Origin of the sequence: Photobacterium ganghwense (assembly GCF_003025595.1) — a bacterium.
Classification (GTDB): domain Bacteria; phylum Pseudomonadota; class Gammaproteobacteria; order Enterobacterales; family Vibrionaceae; genus Photobacterium; species Photobacterium ganghwense.
In genome coordinates this window covers 207,253-218,684 of record NZ_PYMI01000003.1, presented here as the reverse complement: position 1 = coordinate 218,684, position 11,432 = coordinate 207,253, and the positions used below count along the sequence as shown (strand labels likewise).

10 protein-coding genes and 1 other annotated feature are annotated in these 11,432 nt (G+C 49.5%); of the genes, 7 read left to right on the top strand and 3 right to left on the bottom strand.

The window, feature by feature from the left end:
• Positions 1–355: 355 nt before the first annotated feature.
• Together C9I92_RS11495 and C9I92_RS11490 are read left to right on the top strand one after the other, a co-directional pair.
• On the top strand, positions 356–994 hold the full coding sequence (locus C9I92_RS11495) for a YchE family NAAT transporter (protein WP_047883265.1): 639 nt from the start codon (positions 356–358) through the stop codon (positions 992–994).
• Between the two features lie 242 nt (positions 995–1,236).
• A complete protein-coding gene (locus tag C9I92_RS11490; RefSeq protein ID WP_047883264.1) occupies positions 1,237–2,055 on the top strand; it encodes an ion transporter in 819 nt (272 codons plus the stop codon).
• Between the two features lie 164 nt (positions 2,056–2,219).
• On the opposite strand, the gene glpQ is transcribed toward C9I92_RS11490, so the two are convergent.
• Together glpQ and cysS are read right to left on the bottom strand one after the other, a co-directional pair.
• Positions 2,220–3,296: a glycerophosphodiester phosphodiesterase gene (glpQ, locus tag C9I92_RS11485; protein ID WP_084712419.1), complete on the bottom strand. Its 1,077-nt coding sequence runs from the start codon at positions 3,294–3,296 to the stop codon at positions 2,220–2,222.
• A 255-nt stretch (positions 3,297–3,551) separates the two neighbouring features.
• Positions 3,552–4,934, bottom strand: coding sequence for a cysteine--tRNA ligase (cysS, locus tag C9I92_RS11480; protein ID WP_047883262.1), 1,383 nt, complete (start codon positions 4,932–4,934; stop codon positions 3,552–3,554).
• Between the two features lie 383 nt (positions 4,935–5,317).
• On the opposite strand from cysS, the gene C9I92_RS11475 reads away from it, so the two are divergent.
• Positions 5,318–5,815: a peptidylprolyl isomerase gene (locus tag C9I92_RS11475; RefSeq protein ID WP_047883261.1), complete on the top strand. Its 498-nt coding sequence runs from the start codon at positions 5,318–5,320 to the stop codon at positions 5,813–5,815.
• Between the two features lie 45 nt (positions 5,816–5,860).
• Positions 5,861–6,616: a UDP-2,3-diacylglucosamine diphosphatase gene (lpxH, locus tag C9I92_RS11470; protein ID WP_047883260.1), complete on the top strand. Its 756-nt coding sequence runs from the start codon at positions 5,861–5,863 to the stop codon at positions 6,614–6,616.
• A gap of 266 nt (positions 6,617–6,882) precedes the next feature.
• Here lpxH and C9I92_RS11465 read toward each other — a convergent pair whose 3' ends face one another.
• Positions 6,883–7,830 carry a sulfite exporter TauE/SafE family protein gene (locus C9I92_RS11465; RefSeq protein ID WP_084712418.1) on the bottom strand — a complete coding sequence of 316 codons (948 nt, stop codon included), beginning with the start codon at positions 7,828–7,830 and terminating at the stop codon, positions 6,883–6,885.
• Positions 7,831–8,047: 217 nt separating this feature from the next.
• On the opposite strand from C9I92_RS11465, the gene C9I92_RS11460 reads away from it, so the two are divergent.
• The 3 genes from C9I92_RS11460 (at position 8,048) to hisG (ending at position 11,431) form a co-directional block, all read left to right on the top strand.
• Complete coding sequence (locus tag C9I92_RS11460) at positions 8,048–9,277, top strand: EAL and HDOD domain-containing protein (RefSeq protein ID WP_047883259.1); 1,230 nt, start codon at positions 8,048–8,050, stop codon at positions 9,275–9,277.
• The gene (locus C9I92_RS11455; protein WP_053061692.1) at positions 9,277–9,813 is read left to right on the top strand and encodes a YchJ family metal-binding protein; all 537 of its coding nucleotides are present in this window, start codon (positions 9,277–9,279) and stop codon (positions 9,811–9,813) included. Before C9I92_RS11460 ends, C9I92_RS11455 begins: the two co-directional genes overlap by 1 nt.
• Before the next feature lie 550 nt (positions 9,814–10,363).
• Positions 10,364–10,501, top strand: a sequence feature (His leader region).
• 33 nt (positions 10,502–10,534) lie between these two features.
• Positions 10,535–11,431: an ATP phosphoribosyltransferase gene (gene hisG, locus C9I92_RS11450; RefSeq protein WP_047883257.1), complete on the top strand. Its 897-nt coding sequence runs from the start codon at positions 10,535–10,537 to the stop codon at positions 11,429–11,431.
• The last annotated feature ends 1 nt before the right edge of the window (position 11,432 follow it).

The window sequence follows — 11,432 nt, the reverse complement described above, 5'->3', positions numbered from 1 at the left end:
CACACAAAAAACCGATGTTCAAATCAACGTCGGATACCGTTCTGTAGCACAGCGCTATCCCACTAAAGGGTAAGCCATAACGAAGCCTTTTTACAGGTAAGCAACAAGAACTTCATAAATTACTTTTTGGGTTTTGGAGTGACAGCGAATTTTATTGTTGGACAACGGACTTTTGGCTTAAAGTATCACCAATCAACAGCCCTACTTGATCATATCTACTGCGACTTCGGGGACTTTTCAGGGGAAAATGGCGCCAGTAAATTGTGCCCCATTTCCCTTGCCGTTCGGTCTCAGCCGGATCATTTGTTGAGATGCACTATCCTGTATCAACGACGACAAGAACCACTACAACACAATGCCATCTATAGAACTTGCTATATTTTTGCAATTTTTCATCGGCCTTATCGCCGCTGTAAACCCCATTGGAATCATGCCTGTTTTCGTTTCGCTGACCGGACATATGACGCCGGAAGAACGGAACAAAACCGCTATCACCGCTAACGTGGCCGTTGCCGTGATCCTCACAGTGTCACTGCTGGCCGGTCAGCTTCTGCTGGATTTATTCAGCATCTCCCTCGACTCGTTCCGGGTGGCCGGCGGTCTGCTGCTGCTGACCATCGCTTTCTCGATGATGAGCGGTAAGCTGGGTGAGGATAAGCAGAATAAACAGGAGAAATCGGAATCAATCAGTCGTGAGCAAGTCGGCGTCGTCCCGCTGGCGATGCCATTGATGGCCGGGCCTGGTGCGATCAGCTCCACCATCGTCTATGGCTCACGCTATCCCTCGCTTGGCACCACATTGGGGATTGTTGTGACAATCGCCTTTTTTGCTTTCTGCTGTTGGCTGCTGTTTCGCGCCGCCCCAATCATTGTCCGCTTCCTGGGACAAACGGGGATCAACGTTATCACCCGTATCATGGGTTTGATTCTGGGCGCACTGGGTATCGAGTTTATTGTCAACGGATTGCGGGTTCTGCTACCAGGTTTGGCTTGATCCGCTTCCCGTCATCAAAGAAAGAAATAAAGATTTCAAAGAAAACCAGGGTAGCTAAGGCTGCCCTTTTCTTTATAGATTACATGGATTATCCGCACACCAGACTAAGCATCTGCGCTTACATTGTTTCCCTCAGCAATCCCCGATATCCTTGTGCGAAAGCGAAAATATAAATATTAAAAAGCAATGCTCCCAAAGCATGCCTCAAAAAGTAATGGCCAAAGAAAAAGGAAAGTAAGCCAGTGGACTCTCCCCGCTTAAAAGACACCCTGTATGAGGTGATTTTCGGTACCCAGACTAAAGCCGGTCAGTATTTTGATATCGCCTTAATCGTTACCATCATTTGTTCTGAGCTGGTGCTTATCCTCTCAACCGTGGGGTCAATCAACACCCGCTACGGGGAAGCGCTGTTTATTCTGGAATGGGTCTTTACCCTGCTGTTTACCATTGAATATGGTGTGCGTCTGTATTGTTCGCCCAAACCCTGGGCTTATGCCAAAAGCTTTTATGGCATCGTCGATTTGATAGCGGTGCTGCCAAGCTACCTGGCCTTCCTTTTCCCGGGCTCACACTACCTGCTCATTGTCCGCCTGATCAGGGTCATGCGTATTTTCCGGATCCTGAAACTGGCCCGCTTCCTGAAAGATTCTAATATCCTGCTGCGTTCACTGCTGATGGCGCAGCGTAAAATCTTTGTCTTTTTCAGCACGGTAGCCATTCTGGTCACAGTACTCGGTTCACTGATGTTTGTCGTTGAAGGGCCGAACAACGGATTTACCAGTATTCCGATCAGTATTTACTGGGCTATCGTGACAATTACTACGGTGGGTTATGGCGATATTGTGCCACAGACGGAAATCGGCAAAGCGCTGGCCGCCTTTACCATGCTATTGGGTTACTCCATTCTGGCGGTGCCGACCGGGATCATCACTGCCGAGCTGAGTCAGGAATTGCGCACCCAGCGGGATTTAATCCGGTGCACCAACTGCTCCGTCAGCGGCCATGAAACCGATGCGCGCTACTGCCGCAAATGCGGCACTGAGTTACCCGAACATCTGTAAGTCCTCGGGAAGCCGAGCGCGCCCTACGTGGGTTAGTCCATGTGGCCGAATCGAAGAAAAGCTAAGTTAAAAGAATACAGATAAAAAAATAGCGGCTTACAGGCCGCTATTTTTTTGATAAACGCTCGGTATTGGCAAAAAGCCCGAGGATGTAGCGCTCGTGATTAGTGCTTTTCCGTCGCCAGGAAGTTTACTGCTTTATCCGGAAAATCGGTGAACACGCCATCAACATCTGCGGTATTGTAGAAAATGTTCAACATGTCATTGAAGTCATTGGCATAGGCCGGAATACGTCCCATATCGCTGCGGAAAGTGTAAGGATGCACCTGCATTCCCTGCGCATGTGCTGCTTTTACCAGCCCTGTCAGCTTGATGTTTCCTTTGGTTGACTCGTCAGAAACAACCATCGGTTTCCACGGACCAATGCCATCAGCATACTTGGCGACCGTTTCCATTCCGCCTTTTTTAAACATCCAGTCGTAGTTATAGGGTGCCGCCTGGCCTTTCTGATCATACACCATGGTCTCATTCCAGTCGGTGTAAGCCATCAGCTGAACCAATTTCACATCCATACCCAGTTTTGGCATCAGTTGGTCATGAATGCGTTTCAGCTCATCAAAATCAAAAGTTTGCAGGTATACCTTACTGTCTTTGCTGGTGTAACCGTATTGCTTCAACACGTTCAGCACTGCCAGACTGATATCTTTCCCTTCATGGCGGTGGAACCACGGCGCTTTGATTTCCGGATAGATACCGATGTCGTAACCCAGGGTTTTGTTTAGCCCCTGAATCATCTCAATTTCTTCCTGCAGCGTCGGCACTTTAAAATCCGATTTCCACATTGGGTAACGCTCAGGGAATCCCTGAACCTGCTTCCCATCTTTAATATCGAAACCTTCTGTCACACTGAGCTGTTTAATCTCAGCCAGTGTAAAGTCAATTGCATAGTAACGGCCATCTTTGCGTGCGCGGTCAGGAAAAACCTCTGCCACATTGGTGACCCGATCCAGGTAATGATCATGTAATACAACCAGTTGGTCATCTTTAGTCATGACCACATCCTGCTCGATGTAATCCGGCTTCATCGCATATGCCAACGCTTTAGCCGGCAGAGTATGTTCAGGCAGGTAACCGGAAGCGCCGCGGTGTGCAACAACGATTTTATCTGAGTCAGCCTGAGCCAGTGCGGGGGTACTGAGGATAGTCGCGCCAATCAGCGCAGTAAGTATGGTTTTCTTCATTATTATCATCCCGTTTGGTGAGCGGTGTTCTCTTCCGCCCAAATCCAGCGAATTACCGAGGCTGATGATAATGACTTACGAACATTAAACTAATATTTCACTTTCTAAATGTGATCATAATGCGCGATTTCGAAATTATTTTATTATCAATGTGATATGTATTGCCAAAATTGACAATAAAAAAACCGGTGCATATACACCGGTTTTTCAATTGGAATCCGAATCGTTGCAATCGGGATAATCGCAACCCGGAATTTACTTACGACGCCAGGTTGTTCCCTGTGGGCCGTCTTCCAGGATGATGCCCATTGCCGCGAGCTTGTCACGCGCTTCATCAGCAGCAGCCCAGTCTTTTGCTGCACGTGCATCCAGACGCTGCTGAATCAGTGCTTCAATTTCCGCCACATCTTCATCCTGACCTGCGCCACCTTGCAGGAAGGCTTCCGGCTCCTGACTCAGCAGGCCCAGCACATCAGCCAACTCACGCATGCGTGCCGCAAGACCAGCGGCCGCCGCTTCATCTTCGCCTTTCAGGCGATTGATTTCACGGGCCATGTCAAACAGTACAGAGTAGGCTTCCGGCGTGTTGAAGTCATCATTCATCGCTTCTTTAAAGCGGATCACGAACTCCTCACCACCGTTAGCTTCTGCAGCAGCATCCAAACCACGTAGCGCGGTATACAGACGCTCAAGCGCTGAACGGGCTTGCTTCAGGTTATCTTCACTGTAGTTCAGCTGGCTGCGGTAATGGCCAGACATCAGGAAGTAACGTACTGTTTCAGCATCATAGTGGGCCAGTACGTCACGGATAGTGAAGAAGTTACCCAGCGATTTAGACATCTTCTCGCGATCAACCATCACCATGCCACTGTGCATCCAGGTATTTACATACTTAGAGCCCGTCGCACAGCAAGATTGTGCAATTTCATTTTCGTGGTGCGGGAACTGCAGGTCAGAACCACCACCGTGGATGTCAAAGTGATCACCGAGGATCGCCGAGTTCATTGCCGAACACTCAATGTGCCAGCCCGGACGACCTGGGCCCCATGGTGATTCCCATGTCGGCTCACCCGGCTTAGACATTTTCCACAGAACGAAATCCAGCGGGCTGCGTTTTGCCGTTTCGATATCAACACGGGCACCGGCCTGCAGCTGATCCAGATCCTGCTTCGACAGCTTACCGTATTCGTCAAACTTGTTGACTTCGAACATTACATCGCCATTGTCGGCCACATAGGCAAAACCACGTTCAATCAGACGCTCACACATTGTGATGATTTCAGCAATGTAAGCCGTCGCACGCGGCTCAATGTCAGGACGCTTCATGCCCAGCGCATCGAAATCAGCGTACATTTCGCCGATCAAACGCTCGGTCAGTGAATCACAGCTTTCGCCGTTTTCTGCCGCACGTTTAATGATTTTATCGTCAATATCAGTGATATTACGAACAAACGTCAGGTCATAGCCCAGGTAGCGCAGGTAGCGGGAAACCACATCAAACGAAACGAAAGTACGGCCATGACCGATGTGACACAGATCGTAAATGGTAACCCCACAGACATACATGCCTACTTTGCCAGGCTGGATGGGTTTGAATTCCTCTTTCTGTCTAGTCAGTGAGTTATAGATCTTCAACATGTCTCTTTGCTACTCATTTGGTGGGGTTACAATATGAAGGAGTAATTACACCTCTAATGGCAGGCTAAGGCAAGGAAAATTGCGTATCTGCCTGACTCTGCCCGGCAATCCTGCTGTCTGATGCGATCTGCGGCACATACAGTGCTTTTGCTGGCCAGCCCTGTCATGCCAATGCCACTATCCTCTTCTATAGTTAAAGCCAACTCTTTCTGCTTTCAGCAGTCAGGCAATCCGGACTGTACAGTCAACATACCGTGAAAATGCAGGCTTTCTCTACAAATGACAGCCCGGCTCGTTATCCGCCGCCAATATTATTGACGCGTTAGACGAGTAAGTTACAATCCAACGTTTAAAGCAATAGATATCCATTAAAGGACAAGCTCATGGTAACGCTTCACACTACTTTTGGTGACATCAAAATCCAACTGAACGCGGAAAAAGCGCCAGAAACAAGTGCCAACTTCCTGCAGTACTGCCGTGACGGTTTTTACGACGGTACGCTGTTCCACCGCGTGATCGACGGTTTCATGATCCAGGGCGGCGGTATGGCGTCAGGCATGGTTGAGAAAGAAACGCGTGCACCTATCAAGAACGAAGCAAACAACGGTCTGAGCAACAAAGTCGGTACCATTGCAATGGCACGTACTATGGAGCCGCACTCTGCAAGTTCTCAGTTCTTCATCAACGTGAACGACAACAAATTCCTGGATTTCAAATCAGAAACACCAGACGGCTGGGGTTACTGTGTATTCGGTGAAGTGGTTGAAGGTATGGACGTTGTTAACAAGATCAAAGCTGTTGCAACAGGTAACTGGGGCTATGTTCACCAGGACGTACCGGTTGAAGAAGTCGCTATCAACGGCGTAACCATCGAAGAGTAATTCTTCATTCAGGGCGGCCTTATGCCGCCCTGCCTTCCTTTATTTATGACAACACTTTTTATTTCCGACCTTCATCTCAGTGCTGAACGGCCCGATATTACTGCCTGTTTTCTGCGTTTTATGGCGCAGGAGGCCCGCGGTATTGATGCGCTGTATGTGCTTGGCGATCTGTTTGAAATGTGGATTGGTGACGACGATGAATCGCCCTTCCACCAGCAGGTGAAACAGGCTTTCCGCGCACTGACCGACAGCGGAGTTCCCTGTTATTTCATTCACGGCAACCGGGATTTTCTGATCGGGCGCCGGTTCAGTGAAGAAACTGGGGTAACATTACTGCCGGAACACTCAGTGATTGACCTGTACGGTACCCCGACGCTGATCCTGCACGGTGATACCTTGTGCACCCTGGATGAGGGGTATCAGCGCTATCGTAAGAAAGTCCATAACCGCTTTATTCAGTGGTTGTTTTTCCGCCTGCCGTTGCGCTACCGCCAGCAAATTGGCCATAAGATGCGAAGTGGCAGCAGCCAGTCGAACCAGATGAAAAGCCAGGCGATCATGGATGTCACCCCCACTGAAGTGCTCAAAGCCATGAACCAGTATCAGGTCAGGCAGATGATTCACGGCCATACCCACCGTCCCGATGTTCATGACATTCTGGTACAGGGGCAACCTGCCCAGCGAATTGTGCTGGGGGATTGGTATGATCATGGCTCCGTGCTGGTTTGCACGCCGGAAGGCTGTGAACTTGAAACCCGGGACTTTCCGGCAGAACTCGCCACGCTGAGCACTCCGGCTTAACCGCATTTACGCAATACGGCCAACCAACAGAGTCACGGCAAACCGATACACAGCACTCAGTCTCACGGTGAACAAGCACGCGGTGAATACCAAGCTACTGATTGAAAAATAAAAGGTACGCAAATGCGTACCTTTTATTTCTTGTGGCATGGCGATATGTACGGTGACAGACCTGGTAGCCTGTAACTCAAAGATATTCCGTCTATTCGTGCCTTTTCAGCCAAGCAGACAACTGATACCTCTGGCTTTTACAAACCAAGCTCTTACTAACCGAGCTCCTCCGCACGGGCAGTCTGCACCGCTGCGTTCTCTTTCTTTACCGACGAGGTCGCTGGAGATGCCGTTGCGCCGAATTTTTCACTCGCCCAGGAACGGTACATAGTGAAAGAGGTATACATCACCACCCCAATCACCAACCAGGCCAGCAATTGCAGATCCAAAGACTTCACCATGTAAGCGGCAATCACCACCCCGATCGGACCGGTAATTGCCACCACCAGCGCAGCACGACTGTTGATTCGGTTGTTTCGGATAAAGCCACCAGCCGCGAAGAAGCTCAAAAATGCACATGAGCACATCATGATAGGAAAAGCTGCCAGCGGATGCATGCCCAGCAGATAAACCATGGTCATGCAGGGTGCATACAAACCAATGCCTACTGTCATCAGCGCACCGAAAAGAAAGTTACCAATCGCGGCCACCGCCAGTTTCCAGCCCGACAGCCCCAGAGCCGTGCCGCCTAACGGAAACAGCTCAAGCTGGCCAGCCAGCATCATTCCGGCTACTACCATCAGAGCGCCACACATGACGATGCGAATGATCTGGCGATCCCAGCCGGAAACCAACCTTGAGCCCATCGTCGCCCCGAAACACGCCGCCAGCACGAGCGTCACCAGCGTCATCGGGTCGACATCAACCGCGGTAAGAAAAATCAGAGACTGAACCACCGTTGCCATCACCGCCTGACAATTCATGGTGCCGGGCAGCAACTGATCGTCAATGAGGTTAAACTGCTTATAACCGACGGTCTTGATAGCAAAACTACCGACCCCGAGGGTATCGCAGAAATTGGCAAAGCCTCCGATGAGGCCAATTGGGAGAATTTTGGTATGTGCTTCCTGCTTTTTGTTTTTGCGCCATGACTTTAAAAGCATGACCACAAAAATACATCCACCTACAAGCAATCCAGCTTGTATGACTGTGAATACCGTCATGAGTTACACATATAATTACAAAAAGGCGGGGATTATCTATTAAGATGAGAGGTATTTCCATGCCTGAGATCAGCAAGTGCTGGCTTTATAGGAAACGCTGTTTATACAGCTTAATTTTTGTCATACTACTACGCCGTGACACGATGGGCCGATATAATCATAAGCCTGCCCGGCAACACCTAGAATAAATCACGACTTAAAGCCTTTTGCCGTATCCATGAATTCGTATCTTGCAAGACAGCCTGTACTCAACCGAAACAAGGAAACCATCGGCTACGAACTATTGTTTCGGGATGGCCCTCAAAACTGTTTCCCTGATGTCGGAGATGAACAGGCAACCCATCGCTTACTGACAGATAATTTTCTGAGTGCCGGGACCAGTGAAGTCACCGCCGGAAAAATTGCGTTTATCAACTTTCCTCAGAGCAGCCTGATCAAACGCACACCGCTGATTTTCCCAAAGCGCAGCTTCATTATTGAAGTGCTGGAAAGCTGCGAACCAAATGACGATCTCCTGCTTGCCATTCAGGAACTGCATCAGAAAGGCTACACTCTTGCTCTGGATGACTTCATTCCGACAGCAGAATGGAACCGCTTTCTGCCGTTTGTCCATATCATCAAATTTGATATTCGTGCCACCCCAATAGCCAAAGCCGGTTTCTTTATTCGACGCCATCGTGAGCAAGGCAGCAAGCTGCTGTTCCTGGCAGAAAAAGTAGAAACCTATGACGAATATCAGGCTGCCAAGCAGGCCGGATTTGATCTCTTTCAGGGCTTCTTTTTCAGTCGCCCGGAAATGGTCCAGCGTAAAACCCTGAATCCTTACGCCCTGACCACCTTACGGCTGTTTAGTGAAATCAGCCAACCCGTGGTGGATTTTGACAAAGTCGAACGGATCATTGCCTCTGATGTTTCCTTGTCATACAAGCTGTTGCACCACGTGAATTGTATGACTTACACCCGCGCGAAGCCGATCTCGTCGTTCAAGCAGGCGCTGGTCTATCTGGGCGAAGAAAAGCTGCGGCATTTCATCACATTCGTGGCTACTGCGCATGTCATGGAAGATAAGCCAATGTCGCTCTACCATCTTTCATTACAACGGGCCTGGTTCTGTGAAAGGCTCAGTATGAACTTCCCTGGCCAGATTGATAAAAATCAGGCATTTCTGACAGGGCTGTTTTCGTTGCTGGATTCCATCTTGGATCAGCCTATCGAAGTGCTGGTTGAACAACTGCCGTTGCCCGCCCAGGTACATCAGGCCCTGATCAAACAGCAGGGTCATCTGGGTGGGGTATTACGTCTGGTCAAAGCATATGATGAGGCCAACTGGCCTCAGGTGCAGCGTTTATGTCAGTTACTGGGGCTCGATGAATCAATCGTTGCAGAGCGCTATATGGAGTCATTAAAATGGTCGGCTGACTTTGAACAGAACATGCCGAAAAATTAATGTATCCACTAGATAAAGCGTGCCCTTGTGGCAGCCAGCGTCCGCTTCGGGAATGCTGCCACCCTATCCATGAAAATGCCTGTCTGGCAGAGCATCCTGAGCAACTCATGCGTGCCCGCTACAGCGCCCATGTCCTTGGCCTGGTTGATTTTGTCGTTGCCACCTATCACCCAAGCTGTGAAGCTGAGCAACACCGAGAGGCCATTGCTGAGTCAGTAAATACAACCTGGCTGGGGTTGGATGTACTACACAGTGAAATTGCCGATTCCGGCGAAGGCTTTGTTGAGTTTCAGGCCTTCTATCGTGATGGACAGGATGAGTACTGCCTGCATGAGCGCTCTCGTTTTTTACGTGAAGACGTACAAAGCGCCAGCAACATGAGCCAGCAGCAGTGGTTCTACATAGACGGTGATTACCCGCAACAACATGAACCTGCCACTGAGCCAAAAGCTGCACCTGTGGTGAGTGACAAAGTGGGTCGCAACGACCCGTGTCCTTGTGGAAGCGGCAAAAAATTCAAGAAATGCTGCGGCTAATCCGCCTTCCGCTTTATTACTCTCGGCGAGCATTCGCCGGGAGCTGTGTGACTGCCCGCCTTACAGTTCACCACGGTTCGGTTGACTCGGATGCCGCCGCTGTCTTGCATTCTGTACCAGCAGCCCTCTTATGCATAAAACCGTCAGGCTAATCCTCTTCTTTGGATGGATAAGGACGTTTACTCTGACTGAGACATTTGCATCCATCTGGCGCATTACGCAACCAAATATGTTACCCGTCTGCAACGCAGGTCTATTTTTAACTGGATGTGGCCTCAGTCACCCTACAATCAAAAATGCGATTAACCCACTGTAATTGAATGTAAATATATTAGTTTTACTGCATGTTCATGTACTGCAGGCAAGCTGGTTTAGCTTTTCTCGCCCATTAGGAAAAATTACCACTCATTAACCTTCCGCCAGAAAATTTCATTTTTCCGTAAAATTGCTATTGCAAAACATCCTCAGCTTGGTTAGTGTGATTGCTAAGCACAGCGTTAATAAAGATTTAAACAGAGTATATAATTATGCGTATCCAAATGGTTTCTCTACATCACCATCATCATCCTGACTAGTCTTTCAGGAGGATACGCCTCGCTCTGGAAGACGCAAAACTCTCTTCCAGCGGTCAGCGATACTACCCTATTCATGGACCCTCGGAAGAGCATTCTTCCGAGGGTTTTTTCGTTTTCGGATTCAAAAAAGTACAGGGATAAGCACCATGCAAACACAACGACTGAGAATTGCAATTCAAAAGAAAGGCCGACTGAGCAAAGAATGTCAGGAGCTGCTCAAACGCTGCGGCGTCAAATTCAACATGATGGGCGAGCGCCTGGTCGTACATTGTGAAAACATGCCAATCGACCTGTTGCTGGTTCGCGATGATGATATCCCTGGCCTGATTATGGATGGCGTGGTTGATTTAGGCGTGATTGGCGAAAACGAGCTGGAAGAAGTGAGCCTGGAACGCCTTGCCCGCAATGAGCCAGCTGATTATGTCAAACTGCGTCGCCTGGACTTTGGCGGCTGCCGCCTGTCTATCGCGATTGATAAAGACGCGGAGTATAAAGGGCCGCAGGATCTGAAAGGCAAGCGCATCGCCACAACTTATCCGCAGTTGGTAAAACGCTACATGGATAAGCAAGGTGTGCCATTCAGCGCCTGTATGCTAAACGGCTCCGTGGAAGTTGCCCCGCGCGCAGGTCTGGCCGATGCTATCTGCGACTTGGTATCAACCGGTGCCACGCTAGAAGCGAATGGCCTGAAAGAAGTGGAAGTGATTCTGCGCTCAAAAGCCGTACTGATTCAGCGCCAGGGCGAGTTCTCCGCCGACAAGCTGGCACTGATTGAGCGCCTGCTGACCCGTATGCAAGGGGTGATTCAGGCCAAAGAATCGAAGTACATCATGCTGCACGCTCCAACCGACCGTCTTGAGCAAATCAAAGACCTGCTGCCAGGTGCTGAAGACCCGACCGTGATGCCGCTGTCAAAAGACAAAACCAAGGTTGCCATTCACCTGGTCAGTGCCGAGAACCTGTTCTGGGAAACCATGGAACGCCTCAAAGAGCTGGGCGCCAGCTCCATTCTGGTACTGCCAATTGAAAAGATGATGGAGTAAC